The organism is Caballeronia choica, assembly GCF_001544535.1.
Lineage (GTDB): Bacteria > Pseudomonadota > Gammaproteobacteria > Burkholderiales > Burkholderiaceae > Caballeronia > Caballeronia choica.
Genome location: NZ_FCON02000007.1, coordinates 21,508 through 42,576, shown reverse-complemented (window position 1 = coordinate 42,576; position 21,069 = coordinate 21,508). Strand labels below are relative to the sequence as shown.

General features: G+C 61.2%; 22 protein-coding genes. 11 read left to right on the top strand and 11 right to left on the bottom strand.

Going from position 1 to position 21,069, the window contains the following annotated elements:
* Nucleotides 1-47: 47 nt before the first annotated feature.
* Complete coding sequence (locus AWB68_RS04840) at nt 48-1,490, top strand: efflux transporter outer membrane subunit (protein WP_160109970.1); 1,443 nt, start codon at nt 48-50, stop codon at nt 1,488-1,490.
* A gap of 25 nt (nt 1,491-1,515) precedes the next feature.
* Here AWB68_RS04840 and AWB68_RS04835 read toward each other — a convergent pair whose 3' ends face one another.
* On the bottom strand, nt 1,516-1,728 hold the full coding sequence (locus tag AWB68_RS04835; protein ID WP_235028208.1) for a YgaP family membrane protein: 213 nt from the start codon (nt 1,726-1,728) through the stop codon (nt 1,516-1,518).
* 108 nt (nt 1,729-1,836) lie between these two features.
* On the opposite strand from AWB68_RS04835, the gene AWB68_RS04830 reads away from it, so the two are divergent.
* Nucleotides 1,837-2,376 carry an RNA polymerase sigma factor gene (locus tag AWB68_RS04830; RefSeq protein WP_087643221.1) on the top strand — a complete coding sequence of 180 codons (540 nt, stop codon included), beginning with the start codon at nt 1,837-1,839 and terminating at the stop codon, nt 2,374-2,376.
* 224 nt (nt 2,377-2,600) lie between these two features.
* Nucleotides 2,601-3,242 carry a 4'-phosphopantetheinyl transferase family protein gene (locus AWB68_RS04825; protein WP_160109969.1) on the top strand — a complete coding sequence of 214 codons (642 nt, stop codon included), beginning with the start codon at nt 2,601-2,603 and terminating at the stop codon, nt 3,240-3,242.
* Nucleotides 3,243-3,345: 103 nt separating this feature from the next.
* On the opposite strand, the gene AWB68_RS48125 is transcribed toward AWB68_RS04825, so the two are convergent.
* Both AWB68_RS48125 and AWB68_RS04820 read right to left on the bottom strand, forming a co-directional pair.
* Nucleotides 3,346-3,504 carry a hypothetical protein gene (locus AWB68_RS48125; protein ID WP_160109968.1) on the bottom strand — a complete coding sequence of 53 codons (159 nt, stop codon included), beginning with the start codon at nt 3,502-3,504 and terminating at the stop codon, nt 3,346-3,348.
* 75 nt (nt 3,505-3,579) lie between these two features.
* Nucleotides 3,580-3,774, bottom strand: a complete 195-nt coding sequence (locus tag AWB68_RS04820) for a hypothetical protein (protein WP_087643219.1) — start codon at nt 3,772-3,774, stop codon at nt 3,580-3,582.
* Between the two features lie 104 nt (nt 3,775-3,878).
* Between AWB68_RS04820 and AWB68_RS04815 the strand changes: the two genes are divergently transcribed.
* Nucleotides 3,879-4,142 (top strand): helix-turn-helix domain-containing protein, encoded by a 264-nt coding sequence (locus AWB68_RS04815; protein ID WP_087643218.1) that lies wholly within the window; start codon nt 3,879-3,881, stop codon nt 4,140-4,142.
* A 2-nt stretch (nt 4,143-4,144) separates the two neighbouring features.
* Nucleotides 4,145-5,494, top strand: a complete 1,350-nt coding sequence (locus AWB68_RS04810) for a type II toxin-antitoxin system HipA family toxin (RefSeq protein WP_087643217.1) — start codon at nt 4,145-4,147, stop codon at nt 5,492-5,494.
* Between the two features lie 144 nt (nt 5,495-5,638).
* Here the strand turns inward: AWB68_RS04810 and AWB68_RS04805 are convergent, their stop codons facing one another.
* From AWB68_RS04805 to AWB68_RS04780, 6 genes are read right to left on the bottom strand one after another with little or no spacing between them, the layout of a single operon-like run.
* Nucleotides 5,639-6,376 carry an IclR family transcriptional regulator gene (locus AWB68_RS04805; protein ID WP_087643216.1) on the bottom strand — a complete coding sequence of 246 codons (738 nt, stop codon included), beginning with the start codon at nt 6,374-6,376 and terminating at the stop codon, nt 5,639-5,641.
* A 41-nt stretch (nt 6,377-6,417) separates the two neighbouring features.
* Nucleotides 6,418-7,572, bottom strand: a complete 1,155-nt coding sequence (locus AWB68_RS04800; RefSeq protein WP_087643215.1) for an acyl-CoA dehydrogenase family protein — start codon at nt 7,570-7,572, stop codon at nt 6,418-6,420.
* 48 nt (nt 7,573-7,620) lie between these two features.
* Nucleotides 7,621-8,397: a citryl-CoA lyase gene (locus AWB68_RS04795; RefSeq protein ID WP_087643214.1), complete on the bottom strand. Its 777-nt coding sequence runs from the start codon at nt 8,395-8,397 to the stop codon at nt 7,621-7,623.
* A gap of 34 nt (nt 8,398-8,431) precedes the next feature.
* On the bottom strand, nt 8,432-10,594 hold the full coding sequence (locus AWB68_RS04790; protein WP_087643213.1) for an acetate--CoA ligase family protein: 2,163 nt from the start codon (nt 10,592-10,594) through the stop codon (nt 8,432-8,434).
* Entirely contained in the window at nt 10,591-11,097 is a 507-nt protein-coding gene (locus AWB68_RS04785) for a MaoC/PaaZ C-terminal domain-containing protein (RefSeq protein ID WP_087643212.1), read from the bottom strand. The genes AWB68_RS04790 and AWB68_RS04785 overlap by 4 nt, the downstream gene beginning before the upstream one ends.
* A gap of 11 nt (nt 11,098-11,108) precedes the next feature.
* Nucleotides 11,109-11,861, bottom strand: coding sequence for a beta-ketoacyl-ACP reductase (locus AWB68_RS04780; protein ID WP_087643211.1), 753 nt, complete (start codon nt 11,859-11,861; stop codon nt 11,109-11,111).
* A gap of 226 nt (nt 11,862-12,087) precedes the next feature.
* Between AWB68_RS04780 and AWB68_RS04775 the strand changes: the two genes are divergently transcribed.
* The 6 genes from AWB68_RS04775 to AWB68_RS04750 all read left to right on the top strand — a co-directional run bounded on the left by AWB68_RS04775 (nt 12,088) and on the right by AWB68_RS04750 (nt 19,209).
* Nucleotides 12,088-13,224, top strand: coding sequence for a CaiB/BaiF CoA transferase family protein (locus tag AWB68_RS04775; RefSeq protein WP_087643210.1), 1,137 nt, complete (start codon nt 12,088-12,090; stop codon nt 13,222-13,224).
* Between the two features lie 50 nt (nt 13,225-13,274).
* Nucleotides 13,275-14,618, top strand: a complete 1,344-nt coding sequence (locus AWB68_RS04770; protein WP_087643209.1) for an MFS transporter — start codon at nt 13,275-13,277, stop codon at nt 14,616-14,618.
* Nucleotides 14,619-15,148: 530 nt separating this feature from the next.
* Complete coding sequence (locus AWB68_RS04765) at nt 15,149-16,189, top strand: HAD family hydrolase (RefSeq protein WP_200828632.1); 1,041 nt, start codon at nt 15,149-15,151, stop codon at nt 16,187-16,189.
* Nucleotides 16,190-17,032 (top strand): hypothetical protein, encoded by an 843-nt coding sequence (locus AWB68_RS04760; protein WP_087643207.1) that lies wholly within the window; start codon nt 16,190-16,192, stop codon nt 17,030-17,032.
* Nucleotides 17,033-17,090: 58 nt separating this feature from the next.
* Nucleotides 17,091-18,290 carry a DUF3300 domain-containing protein gene (locus AWB68_RS04755; RefSeq protein WP_374729552.1) on the top strand — a complete coding sequence of 400 codons (1,200 nt, stop codon included), beginning with the start codon at nt 17,091-17,093 and terminating at the stop codon, nt 18,288-18,290.
* A 25-nt stretch (nt 18,291-18,315) separates the two neighbouring features.
* Nucleotides 18,316-19,209, top strand: coding sequence for a DUF2950 domain-containing protein (locus tag AWB68_RS04750; protein ID WP_087643205.1), 894 nt, complete (start codon nt 18,316-18,318; stop codon nt 19,207-19,209).
* Between the two features lie 22 nt (nt 19,210-19,231).
* Here AWB68_RS04750 and AWB68_RS04745 read toward each other — a convergent pair whose 3' ends face one another.
* Together AWB68_RS04745 and AWB68_RS04740 are read right to left on the bottom strand one after the other, a co-directional pair.
* Nucleotides 19,232-20,053 (bottom strand): bile acid:sodium symporter family protein, encoded by an 822-nt coding sequence (locus tag AWB68_RS04745; RefSeq protein ID WP_125482873.1) that lies wholly within the window; start codon nt 20,051-20,053, stop codon nt 19,232-19,234.
* Nucleotides 20,054-20,178: 125 nt separating this feature from the next.
* Nucleotides 20,179-20,580 carry a YidH family protein gene (locus tag AWB68_RS04740; RefSeq protein ID WP_200828631.1) on the bottom strand — a complete coding sequence of 134 codons (402 nt, stop codon included), beginning with the start codon at nt 20,578-20,580 and terminating at the stop codon, nt 20,179-20,181.
* Nucleotides 20,581-21,069 lie beyond the last annotated feature (489 nt).

Here is a 21,069-nt window from a genome sequence, read left to right as displayed (position 1 = left end):
TGGCAAGCAAGAAAAAAAGGCGCTGGCTTCCTCTCTGCTTTGTCCTGATGCTGCAGGCCGGCTGCACGACCGGCCCGTTGACGCCGCTGCAGGGACCCGTCGATACGCCTCCGCGCTTCAAGGGCGGCGACCCGGCCGCCGCCCGCATACAAGGGGAATGGTGGAAGGTCTACCACGACGACGTCCTGAATAACCTCGTCGAGACAACGCTGCACAACAACCCCAACCTCGATGTCGCATTCGCCAGGTTGCGGGCGGCGCGCGAGGCGGTCAAGGGAACGTCGGCCAGCTACCTGCCACGCATCGACGCCGACGCGGGGTTCGGCTATTCGCGCACGTCGCCCTATACCCCGTTCGGCGAGGCGCTCGGTCAGCAGTCCATCAAGGGCAACACGTATTCGGTCGAGGCCACGGTGGCCTGGGAACCGGACATCTGGGGGCGCGTGGCCAATGCCGTCGAAGTGGCCGACACCAAGGTCGTGCTCGCGAAGATAGAGGTCGACTCGTACATGCTCATCCTTTGCGCCGAGGTGGTCCAGTTCTATTGGCAAATGCGCTCGGCTGAATCGGACCTTGCGATCCTGCAGGCTTTCCAGCAGTCGCGCGCGGAAACCGAGCAGGTGCTGGCATCGAAGTTCAAGGGCGGCCTGATCGGAGAACTGGAACTGGCCAGAGCGCGCGCCGATGTGGCGAACGCCGCGGCCGAACTGGAGGATGCGCAGAAGCGCCGCGAACTGAACGAGCACAGCCTGGCGACCCTGACCGGGCGCCCGATCGCGGATTTCTCGGTGCCGCCTGCCTCTGATGCACAGCAAAAGTTCCTGCCGCCTGCGCCGCCGAGGATGGCACCCGGCCTGCCGGCCGACATCCTGGCGCGCCGCCCCGACCTCGCTGCGACTACCCAGAACATCCGGGCTGCCATCGCAGACCGGAACATCGCCGAAACGGCGTTCTATCCCTCCATCAAGCTGACGGGCAATTTCGGTTTCGCATCGATGGAACTCCGCACGCTTCTGCAAGGAAAGCAGTTGTCGTTCGGGCCCATCGCCATTTCGCTGCCCATCTTCGATGGCGGCAGGAACAAGGCGAATCTGGCTGCGGCGGATGCGCGCTACCAGGAGGCCATCGCGGCGCACAAGAGCAAGCTGCTCCTGGCGCTCAAGGAAGTCGACGATGCGTTGACGGAAGTCACCTCGAACGAAGCGGCGCTCGAGCAGCGGCAAAAGGCCCTCGACGCCGCCCGTCGTGTCGAGGCAGTCGCCAGGTTTCGCTTCGACAAGGGCCTGGGCAGTTACTTTGACGTGATGGACGCGCAACGCACGATTCTCTCCATCGAAAGGGCCATGCTGCAGAGCCGCGCGCAATCGCTCGCCGCGAGCGTTCAATTGGTGCGGGCCGTCGGTGGCGGCTGGAAAGCGGACGAGGCCGTCACCTCCGCGCAGTCGTACCGCGCGGCCGTACCGATGACGGACACAGGCCTCGCGAGGTGATCCCCGGAGGCCTGCGCGCACTCATTCACGTCCTCGGCCTGCGACCGGCCATGGCACACATCGGACAGAATCCGACGAAGCCCATTGCCACGAACGAGGCACCTGAGGCGACGAGCAGCCATTTGAGCCACGGCTCCATCGGAACGAGGAACGCGCCGATCAGGACAGCAAGGCCCAGGACGGTCCGCAGCGTGCGTTCCCACTGTGGCAGGTTTTTCTGAAAAAACAGGGTAGACATGCAAGTTCCTTTCTGGTTGATTCGGGTTGAAGGAGGAAGCCCACATATGGAAAGAGTCGTCGCGAAGCCAAAAGGATTCAAACATCGTGCGAGTTTGCGAGGTGCGGCATGAAGATCGATCAGGAAGTCGTCGAAGCGGCCTGCAACGGCGACTCGTCGGCACTCGAAAAACTGCTGACGCGCTCGCGACCGGACCTGAAGCGCTTTGCGCGAAGGGTTTGCGCTACCAGCGAAGATGCCGAGGATGCCGTCCAGATTGCCTTGTGGAAGCTGCACATGCACATCGGCACCCTTCGCACGGTTTCGGCATTTGCGGTCTGGATCTTTCGCATCGTTGAACGCGAATGCTTCCGCGCGTTCAAGGCGGGGAGAAACACGGAGCCGATGGACGAGCAGATGGAAGCATCGATGCCGGCCGCGGACGCGCGGGATGAACTGCGCCAGGATCTCATCGCGGCCATCGCCACGCTGCCGCCGGCGTACAGCGAGATCCTGATCCTGCGCGACGTCAACGAATGGACCGCTCCCGAGGCGGCTGCTTACCTTGGAATCACGGTGGAGGCTGCCAAGAGCCGCCTCCATCGGGCGCGCAGCCTGATGCGCGAGCGATTGTCGGCGGGGCAATATTGTGTAAGCGATGCTGGGTGACGCAGTAGTGCATCTGCGACTTCGCTCAGGGCAAACGATGCAGAGTGCGGCCGGTGGGTCCGGGTCAAACAGGGGTGTACTTGCATCCATGTCGTCGAGCTAACCATTCGATCCATTTCAAACGTGGCCGCTTCCGGGGAAATAGCATGCTGACGTCCTGCTCGTCGTTAGTCACTCGTCTTGCGCCCTGCATGGCAGGACACACACAGGTATGGAGAGCATCGTTGCAGAACCATCCATCGGCGGTCGAACTGGATCGATTGGCAAGCTCCGAACACGCGAAAGCACAACGGTTTGTCCTTGAGGTGCACCGGCGGCGTTACCTGGCGGCCCGCGTAGCGTTACGAGGAATCCTGGCGATGGAGACAGGGATGGCGCCGGGCGATATCGTCATTGGTTACGGTCCATTCGGAAAGCCAATGATCGATGCCAGGTTCGGCATATATTTCAACGTCAGCCACTGCAATGATGTCGCGCTTGTTGCGGTCTCCCGCAAGGGTGAAGTCGGCGTCGACATCGAGTGTCCGCGAGCGATTGCCGACGCGTTGGAAATTGCTCGCGTCCATTTTTCTCCGTCGGAACGCGAACAACTGTCGAATATTCGGAACGGCGATCTGAACGACACCTTTCTCAGAGGTTGGACTCGAAAGGAGGCGTGCCTCAAGGCCACCGGGTCCGGCCTGGCGTTAGCAAGCTCGGCCTTGGAAACAGGACTATGTACCGAACGCCGGACGGTTTCTTTCGCCCCGCTGCACCTGCCGCATGTGGTCGAAGTGCAATCCTTCGTTGGGCCCGATTCCGAAATATATTCGGTCGCATCGTTGCTGCAAGCGGCCCGGCTGAACCCAGTACGCAGGGCACGTTGACCTTGTATTTCCTGGTTACGTCAGCCCGCGACTTCAGCGTCGCATCGGGATGAGGAAGTCCCTCACATCTTGAATTTGTCGCGATCCGCAGCGGGTGGGTTGATCAGGCTAGTGGCCCCAGCGCCTGGGCGAACCGGTGCGCGGCCTCCAGGCCGAAGCGGGTCGGCTGTATTTTTGCGTCACGATGATGCTCGACTTCAAAACCCATCCGCCAGGCCGCGATGCGCTTACCGTAGCAGATCAGCGTGTCTAGCGATTGCATGACGAATACGATGGCAGGCAGGACCTGCTGGTAAAGTGCTTCGGCCTGGTCCGTATCCCCGTTGTGGAAGGCACATTAGATGCGCTGCTGCCAGTCAAAGCAATCGGGCGCGACAATCATGCCGGCGCAGCCTGCGCGGAGATTGTCGAGCAGTTCCATTCCGCCGCGGCCGTTAAGCACAGGCATCAGATCGCCAACCATGTCTATCGTGTCGGCAAGCGTGACCGACAGCCCCTCGCCCTTGAGCACACGAAAGTTTGTGCCTGCCATGCGATAGCCGTATAGCGGATAAATCAAGAATATCTGTATATCGGCTAAATTGACTTTATCCGAATACCGGCTAAAATGAATATAGCCGAATAACGGATAAACTCATGTCTGCCGCTCTCTCTACTCAACCGCTCGTGACCGCGCCCCAACTCGGTCAGTTGCTCGTTGCATCACGCAAGCGGCGCAAGCTCACGCAGGCGGAAGTAGCGCAGCGCGTCGGCTTGAGTCAGAACCGCATCTCGTACCTGGAAAGGAACCCGGGCGAGCTCAGCTTCAGGCAGTTGCTCAGCTGGTGCTCAGCCATCGGGCTTGAATTGCGCCTCGGGGAACGGGACGCGGTCGAGTTGAAAAACGTCCCGGAGTGGTGAGTATGGGCCGCCGCTCGCACAGCCAAACCCTTTCCCTTTGGGCCAACGGCGATTTCGTCGGGCGTTGGACCATCAGTGCCAATGGGGAGTCCGAGTTGCAGTACGATGCGGCCTGGCGCGAATCAGCGCGTGGCCGCCCGATATCCCTGTCCCTGCCATACAACCTCCACAACGAGCCGCTGAAGGGAGACAGTGTCTCCCACTACTTCGACGGCCTGCTGCCCGATAGCGAGACTATTCGAAAGCGGGTGGCGGCGCGGTTCAAGACGGGTTCCATCGAAGCATTCGACCTCCTGGCCGCCATTGGTCGCGACTGCGTAGGGGCCTTACAGCTCTTGCCGGACGAGGCTGTACCGGAGGGGATAGACAAGATCGAGGGTATCGTCGTTGACGAAGAGGCAATCGAGCGGCACCTGCTCGAAGTCGTCAGTCCGGACCGTTTCGCTGCGGCGAGGGACCCCGATGACGACTTCCGCATCTCGCTGGCCGGCGCGCAAGAGAAGGACGCCTTTCTGTGGTCGGAAGGGCAATGGATGAAGCCGCGCGGCACGACGCCGACGACGCACATCTTCAAGCTGCCTATCGGCATGGTGGGCGGGCGCAAGGCTGACTTCACCACCTCGGTTGACAACGAGTGGCTGTGCCTGCGGCTGTTCAAGGAGTACGGGCTGCCCACGGCAGAGGCGCGCATTGAGACGTTTGGCTCACAACGGGTGCTCGTCGTTGAGCGTTTCGACCGGGTGCGCTCGCGCAGTGGAAAGAAGCTGTTTCGGCTTATCCAGGAGGATTTCTGCCAGGCAACCGGCACATCGCCCCTGCTCAAGTACGAGAATGAGGGTGGCCCGGGCCTCAAGCAGATCTTCACGCTCTTGCAGCAGTCGCAGCAGGCGGCAGAAGACATGCGCACGCTCATGGCCTCACAAATCATTTTCTGGATGATTCGGGCGCCGGACGGCCATGCCAAAAATTTTAGTATCCAATTGCTTGCCGGCGACGCGGGACGCTTCAAGCTGACCCCGATGTATGACGTGATGTCCGCCTACCCGGTCATCGGCGACGGGCCGAGTCAGTGGGCAGGCCAGGAAATCAAACTGGCAATGGCCTTGCTCGGGAAGAATAAGCACTATCAGGTGCATAAAATCGAGCGGCGGCATTTCAACAGCACGGCCAGGAAGGTCGGTTATGGCGACAATGCGGAGCCGCTCCTGCAGGAGATTATCGCCCGCACGCCCGAGGTCGTAGAGAAAGTCCGCGCCGAACTGCCCGCAGGGTTCTCCGAGCAGGTGGCAGACAAGGTACTGGGTGGCCTGCTGGCGGCGGCGCGTGCGCTGGAGAGCATGCCTGCAAGCTAATGCATCGAACCCTGGATGGCTGACTCGAACGAATCGGCCTTTGCCTTTTCCCGCAACGGGACTAGACATCATGTATGAACCTGCCGCACCTCAAGGTACGCGGATGACCTTTGCGGCATTCGCAGGCGGGCACAAACACGACACTCAACGGCCGAAGAAATCCGCGCGTGCCTCGAGGAGAATTTCCACGTGCTTGTCGAAATTTGCCTGGAAGCGGTGAGCCGGACCGACGAGCGAAAAGCTGACCAGTTGATCGTTGATTTTCCCGGCAATCGCCAACGCGAAGATTCCCATGCCACCCTCTTCGTTGGCGACAAAATAGTGCGCGCTTATGCCCTTTTCGATTTCACGCCGAAGCGCGTCGCGATCCGTGATTGTCGTTGCAGTCGTGGCCTCGAGCGGCAGGGAGTCGATGAACGCGCTGCGCATGCTGTCGGGCATCGATCCCAGCAGTGCCTTGCCCAGCGCGGTATTGTGCAGATCAACCATCGTACCGGGACGCAGAACGTAACGCAGCGCTTCAGGGCTCTCCTGACATGCGAAGATCTTGACACGGGAGCCGTCGAGCAGACCGCACATCGAAGTCTCGCCGGAGCGGCTCGTCAACATCTGCAGCGCTTCCGAAGCCACCAGGTTCATGGGATCGAATGACATGATCCGTTGCGCCAGGTCGCCGAGCTTCGAGGTCGGGTAGAACGCCCGCCCCTTTGGCGTACGCATCACATAGCCTGCCTCACGCATTGTGTGGAGCAGATCGGAACAACTGCTGTCGGCGAGTTCGAGGCGCCTCGCGAGTTCCGAATTGCTAAGCGGGCGCCCTTCCTGGGCGAAGACTTCAAGCGCCTGTAGTACGCGGTTGGCTGCGGGAACGACTTGCGGCATGCTCGTGGACTCGTTCTTTGGTTAGCGTAATCTGGACCGTGTCAGCGCAAGGCGGAAAGGCCGAGAGAACTTTGAGCGATCAGCATCGCCTGAATCTGGTTCGTGCCTTCGGCGATGCTCAAGTGTCGGGCGTCGCGATAGTAACGCTCGACCGGGAACAGCGAGGTATAGCCGGCACCACCGTGGACTTGCAAAGACAATTCGGCAACCCGCAATACAGAGTCGGTCGCATGACGCTTGGCCATCGAGCAGAGCATCTGGCTATCGGGCAGTTTGCGGTCGAGCGCATCTGCGGCGCGATAGCACAAGAGGCGAGACGTTTCCACCATGCTCATCATGTCCGCGATCATCTGCTGGACAAGCTGGAAGGACCCGATCGGCTTGCCGAATTGCACGCGCTCCTGCGCATACTTTACCGCCGCTTCGCAGGCGACCTCCGCGATTCCAAGGGCTGAAAATGCTACCACACAGCGTCCGATATTCAGATACTTCTTCGCCAGCGCGAACCCGTTGCCAAGTTCACCCACCAGGTTGCCTGCCGGCAAGACGACATCGTCGAACAGCAACTCGCCCAGCGGACAGCTATGCATGCCCATCTTCGGCAAGGAGGTCGTCGAGAATCCCGATGTGCGGCTCTCGAACAAGAGGCATGACACGCCGCTGCGCCCCTGAGCATCCTGCGTGCGGACGAACACAACGCCAACGTCGCAAAACGGCCCGTTGCTGATGTATAGCTTCCGGCCGTTGACTCGCCATCCATCGGAAGTGGCGTCCGCTCGGGTCTGCACGTTCGCCGCATCGGAGCCGATATCCGGTTCGCTCAGCGCGAAGGACGCGATCGCGTCTCCTTGCAGAATCCTCGGCAGATAAGTGTCCTTCAGCGCCTCGCTGCCGCCGTCCGCGAGCACCGACGCCGCGAGGTTGCTCGTGCTCGTCACGCTGCGAAGCGACGGCCACACCCGCGCCACTTCCGCGATCAGCGTGCCGTAGGTCACCATTGACAGACCGAAGCCGCCCTGCGCTTCGGGCAGCAGACCGCCCAGGAGCCCATACTCGCGCATTGCGCGGATCACGTCCCGGGGCACGGGTGTGCCCTGCGCTTCATAGCGGTCCACCAGAGGAGCGACCTCCGTCACAAGGTAGCGCCGCAGTGCGTCGCGCAGTTCGACCTGAAAACTATCGAGTGAAAATTCCACGTTGTCTCCGTTATGTTTTGAGCGGCGCGCTCATGCGCGCCGCATTGGTCAGGCCTTGGACGCAGCCTCGGCCTCGGCCTCGAGCACGAGATCCCACATGTCCGTCGCCGTCGGCGTCATGACTTCTTCCAGAATATGCGCAGCGAGGCCCGCAGCGCGTCCCACCAGCGCCAGCCCGCGTGCGGCCCGCGGATCGAGGCCGAGGTCGGCAGCGACTGCGCCCATGGCTCCCGCGCCATTGATAGGCAGTTTGCGATCGAACTCGACGCGATTGATTGTTTCGATCGCATCGAGCAACCGCCAGCCGCTACGGTAGTACCCGGTTTCCTGAGAGATCTTGCGCAGCGCCGGTACCCGCGGATCGCCGTCGACGTGAATCGGATGACCCACACCATGGATACGGCGCTTTTCCGCCTTGTAGCGAGCAAGTAGATCTCTGGCGCGCGCGTCGAATTCGAACTGCGGCGCGTTGGCAGCAAGGCCCTCACTCTCGATCTGCAGCATCGATGCGACGTTCTGCGTCACGCCGAGGTAACGATCGCCTGCACCCAGCAGGCCGGCTGCCACTGCGCCCTGTAGCGACTCGGGAGCGCCGAGAATCGTGAGGCGGCTGGCCATCGAACTCGGCGTGAAGCCGTGATCCGTCGAGGTCACGAGGAGCACATTGATCATGCGCTTGAAGTTGGCATCGGGCGTCTTGCCAAGCATGCACAGACAGACCATGTCGACGAAATCGGTATTCGGGATAATTTCCGTGGAAAGGTTCTTGCCGCGCACGAAGATGTCCTGCACGGTTGCATAGCCAATCTGGGTTTGAATCGTCACGTCGTTTTCCTTGATTTGAATTGAATGAGCCGTATTAGAGAGCGTTTGCGTCAGCGCCTTGGGCCAACACCATCAGAGCATCGAGTGCAATCGCACCCTCTCCGAGCGCGCCGACCCATACCGGGTTGATGTCGAGTTGATCAATTGCGCCATGCGCTCGCTCGACGAACTCCGAGACTTGCACCAGCAAAGCCGCGAGCGCTTCGACATCAGCCGGAGGCTGACCACGCACCGCGCCGAGCAGATCCGAATGACGCAATTCAGCGATCATCCGACGCGCGTCGGCGTGGTCGACGGGAATGACGCGGTGGGAAACATCCTTGAGCACTTCGACCAATATGCCGCCCAGCCCGACGGTCAGAACCGGACCAAAAGCCTCGTCCCGATGCACGCCGACGAGCATCTCCCGGCCGCCTGGGGGCAACATTCGCTCGACGAGCACGCCTTCGACGATTGCGTCCGGTCGGTAGCGCCCGGCGTTAGCCACGATTTCGTCGTAGGCCGTGCGCGCATCCGCTGCCGTCTCCAGGTTCAGACGCACGCCGCCGGCTTCGGTCTTGTGCGCGATGTCGGGGCTCACGACTTTCATCACACACGGAAACCCGATGCGTGTTGCCGTCTCGGCTGCAGCCGCCGCACTCATCGTCAGTTCGCCCGAGGGGACAACGATGCCGTGACGGCCCAGCAGGCGCTTGGCATCCACTTCCGTCAACGCAGGGGTGGCCCCGACCATCTGGCCTTGCCCGACTTCGGCGCCCCCGGAAACACCGGTGTCGCCATGCGCAGCCGGAGTCTGTGCGGCACACGCTGATATCTGACCCGCACGCCAGTCGTGTACCTTCTTGAGTGCGCGCACGGCCTCAGTCACGGAAAGAAAAGGCTGAAGACCGTTCGACTCCAGCATCTGGAACCCCTTGCCCATGCGACGGCTCATCCAGACGGGCACCACCACGGCTTTCGACGTGCGGCTCGCCTCGACGATGGCGGACGCCATCGCACCCGTAATGTCGCCATAGTCCATCGGAATCGGAAACAGCACCGCGCCGACATTCGGCTCTTCACACAGGGTGCGCAGGCAGGCGCTCGTCATGGCGGAGTCGCGCATGATGTCTGCGGTGGTGTCCACTGGATTCGCGACGCTGGCAAACGCCGGCAACACCTCGCGCAGCGCAGCCGTCGTCTGCTCGTGCAGCGATGCCATTGGCAACTGGGCCGCGCCGACAGCATCGGCGGCCAGCGCGCACGCGCCTCCCGAAAAGCTCAAGACACACACGCCATCACCGCCCAACGTGCGTGCGCGCAGGCACAGCTTCGACACGGCCGCCAGTTCGCTCAGATCGTCGACTTCGATTGCGCCATATTGGCGAAACACCGCGCTATTGACCGCCGCCGACCCGGCAATGGAAGCCGTGTGCGACTGCGCGGCGCGCACCCCCAACTCGGAGCGTCCGACCTTCAGGATCACCACCGGCTTTGCGTTCTCGCGAGCGAGCTTGAGCGCATCGATCAGTTTGCGGCCGTCCTTGATGCCCTCCATCAAGACCGCAATCACGCTGATACGCGGATCCGTTGCCATATGCGCGATGAAATCAGGCACGCCCAGATCGACCTCGTTGCCGGCCGAGAACCAAAGGCCCACACCCTCGCCGTAGCTCAAACTCTGCAATACGTTGCGCCCGAGACCGCCGCCCTGGGTGGCGAGCCCAATGGCTCCGCCGTTGAGATCGTCCTTGAACGCCGGGGAAAACGTCAGCCCGATCCGGTCACGCACGTTCACAAATCCCGGGCAGTTGGGACCGTACACGCGAAGTCCGGTAGCACGGCACAGGTCTGCAATTTCGGCTTCGAGCGCCTTGCCTGCCTCATCCGCTTCCGCGAATCCGGAGCTCATCACGATCGCGAACGGGATGCCGCGCGCCGCGCACTGACGAAGCGCTTCCATCACCCGCGACGCGTTGACGATCACGAGCGCGACGTCGATGTCACCCGCTGGGACAGCATCGATCGACGGCCAGCACGGCCGCCCGCAGATCGAAAGGCCTGACGGATTCACCAGATGGACGTCGCCCGCAAAGCGTGAATGCTCGAGGACGTTCATGACCAGCCGGTGGCCCTGGCTTCCTTCGCGGGACGACGCGCCCACGATGACGACACTGCGGGGCTCGACAAGCCTTTCGAGACTGGGGAACACACTCATGCGACTGCTCCTTCCTTGCGCAGAATCATCCGGAAGTCGGCCTGCGCGACCACCTCGCCGCGCTGGTTAATGGCTTCCCGGCGGAACGTCACATCACCCCGGTCGACCTTCCCGGTATCCTTCTTCTCAAGTACGGTCACGCGGACAAAAATTGTGTCTCCGATTAGTGTCGGGCGGGGAAACCGGCATGCGATGTCACGCATCGCGACGATCGATGGTTCGATTGCACGATAGCCATCGGCCTGCGTCGTCAGGCCCGAGAGGATCGACAACACAAGCAACCCGTGCGCGATGCGCTCGCCATAGGGTGTCGATCTGGCGTATTCGCGGTCGGTATGGATGCGGTTGAAGTCACCCGACAAGCCACTGAATGCGACCACATCGGCCTCGGTAACGGTACGTCCGCGCGACTCGAACGTCAGGCCTTCGTACAGCGTGTCCCAGTTGTGAACGGCAAGGCGCAGCGGCTGCACCTGGGGTTGAGAGGCAATGGCGGTTTGCATGGATTAACTCCTTACGATGAGTAGCGGCCGCCGGTTACGTGCAGCGTTTCGCCGGTGATGTATCCCGCCCTGTCCGACGCGAGCCACGTGACGGCGTCCGCGATGTCCTCAGGGGTGCCGAGCCGCGGCAGCGGATTGCGCGCAAGCGCCGCGTCGCGCAACCGCTCGTAAGTGGGCAGCGCCTTGACGAGTTCCGTCTCGACGAACCCGGGTGCGATGGCATTCACGGTGATGTTGTACTTGCCCTGCTCCAGCGCCAGCGCGCTTGTGAACCCGAGCAAGCCGGCCTTTGCGGCCGAATAGTTCGCCTGGCCGGGGTTCCCGAAGTGCGCGCGCGACGAAATGTTGATGATGCGTCCCCAGCGCTGTTCCATCATCGACGGCAGTGCGGCCTTCGTGCACAGGTACGAGCCCTTCAGCACGGTATTGACGACCGCATCCCAATCTTCAGTGGGCATCTTCGTCAGATATTTGTCGCGCGTAAAGCCGGCGTTGTTGACAAGAATGTCGACCTTGCCAAACGCCGCCACGGTTTGCTCGACGAGGCGAGCGACGTCGCCTTCGTTACAGACGTCCGCAGCGACGCCGATAGCTTCGAAGCCCGCGTCGCTCAATTCCGCCTGCGTTGCCGCTACGAGTTCGCCGTTGATGTCGGTGACGACAATCTTCGCGCCTTCCCGGCCGAGCGCATGCAGCGCCGCCTTTCCGATGCCTCGCCCCGATCCCGTCACGATTGCGACGCGTCCGTTCAGTCCCAGATCCATGAATGCCTCCTCCGTTAATCGATGTGAGCCGTGCAGATGCCGGTTCACTCGTTTTCAATATTTCGACCTACCGTAGTAGTGTACGTTATATCGAAATATCTCGCAATAATTTCGACCTGTCGTTATAGTCCACCATATACCGTAATTTCCACCGCGCTCGATTCGCAACGCTTGAATGAGCCGGACAGGCACGCCGCAGTTTCAGTTTTAGTATGAGGAGATAGAAATGGGACCACTTGCTGGCCTGAAGATCGTCGAACTGGGGGGCATCGGCCCCGGACCGATGGCCGCGATGCTGCTTGCGGATATGGGGGCCGAGGTATTGCGCATCGACCGGGCGGAGCCGGTGGATTTAGGGGTCAAGCGCCCCTTGCGATATAACCTGCTGCTGCGCAACCGAAAAGCCGTTGCCCTCGACCTGAAAGATCCCGCTGCGATCAGGCAGGCGCTTGAGCTGATCGACCATGCCGATGCCTTGATCGAAGGTTTTCGTCCGGGTGTAACAGAGCGCCTCGGTCTCGGGCCTGAAATCTGCCTCGAGCGCAATCCGCGGCTCGTCTATGGGCGCATCACCGGTTGGGGGCAAACGGGTCCGCTTGCCCACGCGGCTGGACACGACATCAATTACATCTCCCTGAGCGGTGCGCTAAACGCCATTGGACTCGCTGGGCAATCTCCCACCGTCCCGCTGGCGCTGCTTGGCGACTTCGGCGGGGGCGCCCTTTATCTCGCCATGGGCATGCTTGCGGCGTTGCTGGAGACTGGCAAGTCGGGCAAAGGCCAGGTCGTCGACGCTGCAATCGTCGATGGGACGACGTCAATGGCGACGTTCTTCTACGGCATGGTGGCCGCCGGCAAGTGGCACGCAGAGCGCGGCCACAATGTTCTCGATTCGGGTGCGTATTTCTATAACGTCTATGAATGCGCGGACGGCAAGTGGATCTCAGTCGGACCGATCGAGGCGCGCTTTCACGCCGAGTTGCTGGAGCGCATGGGTATCGACCCGGCGCAGATCGGCGCACAGCATGACCCGCGAACCTGGAGCCGGTCTCGCGAAGTGTTCGCGCAGGTGTTTCGTACACGCAGCCGTGAGGCCTGGTGCGAACTGCTCGAAGGCACCGACGTGTGCTTCGCGCCCGTGCTCTCCTTTGAAGAGGCGCCGCATCACCCGCACATGAAGGAGCGTGGTGTCTTCGTCGACGTCGACGGCGTCGTGCAGCCAGCCCCTGCGCCACGCTTCAGCCGCACCCGTCCACCCATGCCGACCCCGCCGCAAGCACCGGCGACCGAAGGCATCGACAAAATTATCGCCGAATGGCTGCATTCCGACGCCACCGACTGCCGACACGGACGCTTCGAGTGACACCCGTTTTGCGCACCTCATCACAACACTAATAGATTCAGGAGACAACGATGGACACGACACTCGCGCCTCACGCAAACGAGGCGCTTGCCTACACGCCGGAAGAAACGACCCGGACCTACCGCAAAATTGGTTGGCGAATCATGCCGTTTCTGCTGCTTTGCTATATCGTCAGCTTCCTTGATCGAGTCAATCTTAGCTTTGCGAAATTGCAGTTCATGCAGGACCTCGGCTTTAGTGATGCGGTATATGGCTTTGGCGCCGGCATTTTCTATCTGAGCTATGTGATCTTCGAAGTACCGAGCAATCTCTATATGCAGCGCGTCGGTGCGCGCGCCACGCTGATGCGAATCATGGTGCTGTGGGGAGCAATCACGGCCTTCATGTTCCTGGTGACCACGCCGACTCAGCTCTACATCGCACGATTCGCGCTGGGAGCCGCAGAGGCTGGATTCTTCCCGGGCGTCATCCTGTACCTGACGTACTGGTTTCCGTCGGCCTATCGCGCGCGGATGATGTCGATCTTTCTGATGGGCATCCCGGTTTCAGGTCTTCTCGGCGGACCGATCGCGGGTTGGATCATGCACGATCTCGCAGGCCTGTTCGGGCTCAAGGGGTGGCAGTTGCTGTTCGTGCTGGAGGGGTTGCCTGCGGTAGCGCTCGGCGTGGCTGCCTGGTTCGTGCTGGGCGAAAACGTCAAGGCGGTGCAATGGCTGTCGCCGCGCGAAAAAGCCATCGTGACGTCCCAGATGGACCTCGAGCAGCGGCAGCCCGTGGTCCATGCGCGAACCTGGATGAGCGAAGTGCTCAACGATCCGCGTATGTATGCCGCAATTCTCGGCTACTTCGCAATCACCTGTGCGACCGTTGCCATCAGCTTCTGGGTGCCGACGATCATCAAGACCCTCGAAGTCGACGACGTACGCGTGATTGGATGGTTGTCCGCTCTGCCCTATCTGGCTGCGACGATCGGATTGTGGGCCATTGGCCGTCATTCTGATCGTACGCAGGAGCGGCGCTGGCATACGGCGCTTTCATTGATCGCTTCTGCTATTGGTTTCATGCTGCTGGGCCAGGTCAGCCACAGCTTGCCGCTGACGCTGGCGATGCTTGCGGTCGCGGCTACTGGCCTCTACGGGGCGATACCCGTATTCTGGACCATCCCCACCACATACCTGTCGCGTACCGCAGCGCCTGGGGGCATCGCGTTGATCAGCAGCATCGGATGTCTGGGCGCGTTTTCGAGTACCGCGATCATCGGCGCCGTGAAGAGTCTGACCGGGAGTCTCAACATGGCGATGGGTGCAGTCGGCCTCATCATGGTCGCGGCTGCCGTCATTTTGCTGATTGCATTTCCACGGTCCCTGTTGTCAAAACCGCGTGAGAACGCCTGATCGTCCCCCGCAAATCGCAGAAACCAGAGCGTCACCGCAGTCTTTTCCAGTACGAGCAGGTGACGCACACGCTCGGGACCATTGATGGTTCTCCTACGAGCTACTTCGGGCGCGAGGTCTTCATCGTGGGTTTGGCCGATGGCGGAGATACCTTGCTGGTATTCCCGACCCTGCCGTCGTGACTTGTCGCTCGCACGCTTGACGGCCCTCCGCTCGAACACCGCTTTTGCGGATTCATTTTATATCGTTATCCTAGTTACAAAAAATGCAACGAATCAATTTTAGCTTGTGGATTAGATTCATGAATCACAAAGCGCATTGAAATAGCATTGCAGAACAATCTCCGCTATTGGACCAAAGTCTCATTGAAAAGCCATAGCGGCTGCACCACAATCTTCCGAGCACTTATCAGACGCGTGCCGACCCTGGTATTGAACAGGATTCATCTAAGGCGAATCAACGCGCCTGATAACGCGATCTCCTCGCCGTCCATCGCGTATTCAGGCGGAATCGCTGAGGAGGAAAGGAAAATGATCCGATTGATGGACGTCGCGTGTCGGCTGTCCGCGTGTCTCGCGCTCGCATGCGCACTGGCGGCGTGCGGTTCCGTGCCTGCGGGCCGGGACGCCGGGCAGCCCGGCGCCGTCGCTGTCGATCCTCTTCCTTCATGGAACGACACGGCTCAAAAGAAAGCCATCGTCGACTTCGTTCGAAAGACGACGACTGCCGGCTCGGCCGACTTCGTGCCGCCGCCCGAGCGGATTGCCGTCTTCGACGACGATGGCACGCTATGGATAGAACAGCCTGCGTACGTGCAGTTCGTGTTTGCACTCCAGCGGCTTCAGGCGCTGGCGCCCCAGCATCCTGAATGGCGCAGCCAGGAGCCCTATCGCTCGGCGCTCGCCGGCAACATGGCCGGTGTGTTCGCGAAGAACGGCGAAGCGAACGCGATGAAGCTGATCATGGCGACCCACGCGGGAATGAGCTCCGATCAATTCGCCGTGCAGGCGCGCGACTGGCTGGCCTCCGCGCGCGACAAGCGCTTCGGCAGGACGTATCCCGAACTCGTCTATCAACCGATGCTGGAAGTTTTGAGCTATATGCGGGCAAATGGCTTCAAGACATTCATCGTGTCAGGCGGCGGTGTCGAATTCATGCGCGGATTCGCAGAGCGGGCGTATGGTATCCCGCCTGAACAAGTCATCGGCAGCAGCATCAAGTACCAGTACACCGAAGTCGCTGGCCAACCGACGCTCATGCGCATCGGAAAGGTGGAAAACGTGGACGACGGTCCGGGCAAGCCGATCACGATCCAGAGGGTCATCGGCAGGAGGCCCGTCGCGGCGTTTGGCAATTCGGACGGCGACCTGCAAATGCTCAGATGGACGACGAGCGGAAAGGGCGCCCGGCTCGGCGTGATCATTCACCATACGGATGCAGCGCGAGAGTATGCATACGACCGCACCTCGAAAGTCGGAAGACTCGACAAGGCTCTCGACGCGGCGCCGGGCAACGGCTGGATCGTCGTCGACATGAAGCGGGACTGGAACCGGATGTTCCCGGGAAACTGAATGATCCGGCACGCCTGGCTAACGGATGACGTCATCTTCGGTGAGGGTGCGGACATGAAAGCGAGATCACGGCGACGCATGGCGGCATGGGCGGTCGGTGCATCGCTGACTACAGTCGCGACAACGGCGCCCGCTGAAGTGCAGCAGACGTCGTCCAGCCCGGACGGTTGGCAGTTCTCGCTGACGCCCTACTTTTGGCTCGCGGGTCAGAGCGGCAATGTCCGCATCGGGCAAGTAATTCCCGGTCAGAACGTGGATGCCCACTTCTCCAATATCTGGCGAGACCTCGATTTCGGCGTGATGGCGACCTTCGAAGCGCGCAAAGATCGCTGGGCGATCATCGTCGACGGGTTTTACGTCAACGTATCGACCACGTCAGACCCGATACTCGGCGGGCGGTTGGGTACGGCACGCCTGCAACTGGACAATGGAATCGTTCAGGCGGTCGGCGCTTACCGTATTCTGCCGAGCGATAAAACGCCCGTGGATCTCATAGCCGGCCTGCGCTACACGAATCTCAACGCGAAGCTTTCCTTTTCTCCCAGTCCCGTTTTGCCGGCCGGTGACCAACGAAGCACGAATGTCGACTGGGTCGACGGTCTGGTGGGCGTGCGTGCTTTCTATCGATTCGCGGACAAATGGTCGGTCATGGGCTACGCGGATGTCGGGACAGGAGGGGCCAAGTATTCGTGGCAGTTGATCGCGTCGGTGTCGTGGGATGTCTCCAGGACGATTGGCATGACCGCCGGATATCGGATCCTCGCGCAGGACTACAATACCTCGTCGTTTTACTACAATATCAGAACCGCCGGTCCGTTTGCCGGCGTGCACATCAAGTTCTAAAAGCGGTGGCAATGCGTGCATGAGTGGGTGTGAACTGGCGGCCTGGGAGGGCTCGATCGTGAAATCATCCGGACTATCCGCTCAAATCGCGCTCGTGCTTTGCGCGGCGCTTGTCGTGCCGCTCGCTACGGGTATCGCGTTACCGGGCATTGCCCACGCGCAAGCCGCAGTCAAGGTCTCGAATCAGAAACTCGATTCACTGACAGCACCCATCGCCCTTTATCCCGATCCCTTGCTCGCGCAGGTGCTGATGGCCGCGACGTATCCCAAGGAGCTGGAATCGGCCGCGGCGTGGTCGAAGGCTCACGCATCGATGACCGGCGACGAAGCCGTGAAGGCGGTCGCGTCGCAGCCGTGGGACCCGAGCGTGCAGTCGCTCGTTGCGTTTCCGCAGGTGCTTGCCACCATGGCGTCGAAGCCCGATTGGGTCAAGCAGATCGGCGATGCGTTTCTCGCGCAATCCAACGACGTGATGGATTCCGTCCAGCGGCTGCGCAAGCAGGCGCACGAGGCGGGGAACCTCAAATCGGGCGATCAGCAGAAAGTCGTGATCGAGCAGAGCACCATCCAGATTCAACCGGCGAATCCCCAAGTCGTGTACGTGCCCACCTACAACCCTGCGTTCGTGTACGGACCGTGGCTCTATCCTGCGTATCCGCCCGTCTACATTCCGCCTCCGCCCGGTTATGCCATCGCTACCGGCTTCGCTGCAGGTCTTGCCTTCGGCGCCGGTATCGCGGTGACGAACGCACTATGGGGCGGCTTCAACTGGAACAGTCACGAAGTGAACGTCAACGTCAATCACTACAACAACATCAACGTCAACAACAGGCTCAGCGCGAGCGGCGGCACGACGAACTGGAACCGCAACGCAAACCTCAGCAGCGCGCAACACAACGCGTATCGCGGATATGACACGTCGCGCAGCCAGGCGATGGCGACCTTCGACAGCCGCACCGGGGAGAACATGAGCGGATCGGCGAGCCAGCGCTTGCAGGGCATTGACAAGGGCGGGTTCAGCGCGAGCGACTTGCAGAGCCACGCGGACTACGCGAATCGCGACAGCGCGTTGCGCGACGCCGGCGATGGCGACGGCGCGCGTCAGGACATGCAGCGCGGAGAGGACAGCCGCAGCTCGCTCGCCAGCAACTTTGGCGGCGGCGGATTCGGTGGCGACCGTTTCGGCGGCGGCGGAGGACGGTTCGGCGGCGGTGGATTCGGCGGCGGCGGCGGATTCGGCGGCCGCTTTCGCCGTTAGCACGTGAGCGCGACTGGAGACTCAGATGACCCGTTCTTTCCTGACCCGCACGCTGTTCTCCGCGTGGCTCCTGGTTGCGGGCGTGCCGGGCGCCCGCGCGCAAGCCGTCTTTCCGACGCCGGAAGCCGGCGCCAGCGCATTCGTCGACGCGCTCGCCAGCAGCGACGACGCCGCGATGCAACGCGTGCTCGGCAGCGATTTCCGGCGCTTCATTCCGGCTCACGACGTCAGTCAGGACGATGTGTATCGATTTCTCGGCGCGTGGTCGCAGAGCCATGAGATCGTGACCGAGCCCTCGTCCGGACAGAATCCGGCGGTCGCGCATGTCGCGGTCGGCACGAACGGGTGGACGCTGCCCATTCCGCTCGTGAAGACGCAGCGCGGCTGGCGCTTCGATCCGGGCGCCGGCCGGGACGAACTGCTGACGCGGCGTATCGGTCGCAACGAGCGCGCGGCAATGCGGACGTCGCTCGCGTATCTCGATGCGCAGCACGACTATCGCGGGCTCACGCACCACTATGCGCAGCGCCTCGTGAGCAGGCCGGGACAGCGAGATGGGCTCTACTGGCCCGCCACCCAGGGCGAAGCACCGAGCCCGCTAGGACCCCTCGCGATCGCGATGCAACAAGGCAACGGTGCGCCTGCGGGCGGCTACCACGGCTATCACTATCGGATTCTCACGACGCAAGGCGTGCACGCGAATGGCGGCCGCAAGAGCTACGAGCGCGACGGCGTGCTCGTCGACGGATGCTCACTCGTGGCATGGCCAGTCTCGTACGGCGCGACGGGTGTGATGACATTCCTCGTCAACGACGAAGGCCAGCTTTACCAGAAAAACCTCGGACCACAAACCGCGCGCATTGCGTCACGGCTCGGGTCATTCGATCCCGACGGCTCGTGGTCACCTGTGAAGCCTTGAGTGGCTTGCTTGCCATGGCAAGCTATCGTCGTCGCCAGGTCAGATAAAGGCTCGAAACGATGAAAGCAGTGACGAAGTACGCAACAACCAGTACGGCTGTTCTTACGCCGTCAAACTCCGTTGCGACGATCAGCGCAATGCCGACGTGCCGGGTTGCGCAGGCGATCGCCAGCGCGGTTCGGTCACTTGGGTTGGGTCCGCCGAGAAGCTGACCGATGAATAACGCAAAAACCATCAGTCCCACGAGCGCGAGCACGCCTTGCCAGCTCAGACCCACCAGGTGCTCCCTATGTACGACTAGCAGGATGATGCCGGACGCTGCCAGGACAATACCGGCAATCTTGATCAGCCGGTCCGACAGCCGTTCCGACCAGGCCGGGAGAATGAGGCGAAGCGCCATGCCGATCATAATCGGCAGCAGAATGGTTTTAGCAATGTCCGATACGACAGCGCTTACGGGTAGGTCGACCCTAACGTCAAAGTAGGCGCCCAACAACGCCACCCACAGCGGCACGGCGACAATGGCGACGAGCGAGGATGTGATCAGCAAGCTAAAGATGTATGGCTGGCTCTTCAGTTTCTTGAGCCGTCTGGGAAGCAGTGGGGCTCCCGCCGACACTGCGAGCACCAGCATCGCCGCTTTGACCCCTCGCTCGATGGGCATGATCAGCACAAGTCCGAACGCGACCAGGGGAACCAGCAGATACATTGCTGCAAGGGAACGTAGTAATAGCGCGGGGCGCCGCCATAGATAGGTCAGCTCGGAAGGTGAAGTCCCCGCACCGACGCACGCGATAAGCACGACAATGGAGACCTTCAGCAGGATCATCAGGGCTTCAGTCACGACACTGGCACCTTTTCCAAGCGGTACAGCGACCACGTGATCCGGAATGCGATCTATCCGATACGTCCATTGAACCACGATCTGGCCTGGCAAGGCCACTTCTGCACCCGGGGTCTCGCGTGCGCTCAGAGCAACCTTATGATGATGCTGAGAAAGAGAAAGCTGCCCGAAAAAGCCATGATCAACGCAACTAAAAAAGTGGGCCGCCAGACGCTCACTGGCTGATAGTCACGCAGACTGACGATCATTCGCCAGTACTCGATCGTTCCCAGCACCATCGAGACCGTGCCCAATCCCGTGAGAAAAAGCCCGATGGTCCGAGGACTATGCGGATGGGCCAGATGAACGCCCGCTTCTCTAAATCCCTCGAGTACCTTGTAGATTGTGAAGCCAAAACTGATCATCGAAAGCGCAGTGCGGGTCCACGCCATCAAGGTACGGTCGGCCGCCATCAGCGTGCGTGTCGTCGCGAGATCAGTCCGCTCCTCCGCCAGTTGGTTCGACGAGCGCGCTTCCACATTAGCCACACCGTTCTCCGGATGGTTCGTCGGCCCCGGGTTGCAACAGCAAATTCCCGGTATTGTCACGAACGGAAATCAAGGCGCCCGCACGCGTCAACGTTAATCTAGTTCATGGAGCGCACGATTGCGAGAATCTCCCGCCCGGAAGGCGTGGCTCATGCGTGCGTAGTCAGTCGGATGAACGCTTGCACGAGCATGCGCGGAGTTCCTTCGATTCGGTCGCGAGCACAGTTATGTATTTGCTTCCATAAGGATGGCTGCGGCGCGGCTACTCGATGCCTCGCTCGCTGGAATGGCATGAGGACGGGTCTCGTGATCTGGAACCGCCAAGTTCGCGTAACGCTCTTGAATCGGAAATCACGAAATTACGTTTGCTTTCCAGACGCTGACTGCCTTAAATACCAATCACGTTTGTGTATACGACCGTTCCCTTCGGATACGACCCTTCTGACGCGTTGAGGCGCCCGGACGGTGTCGTCGGGCAATATTTTGGCA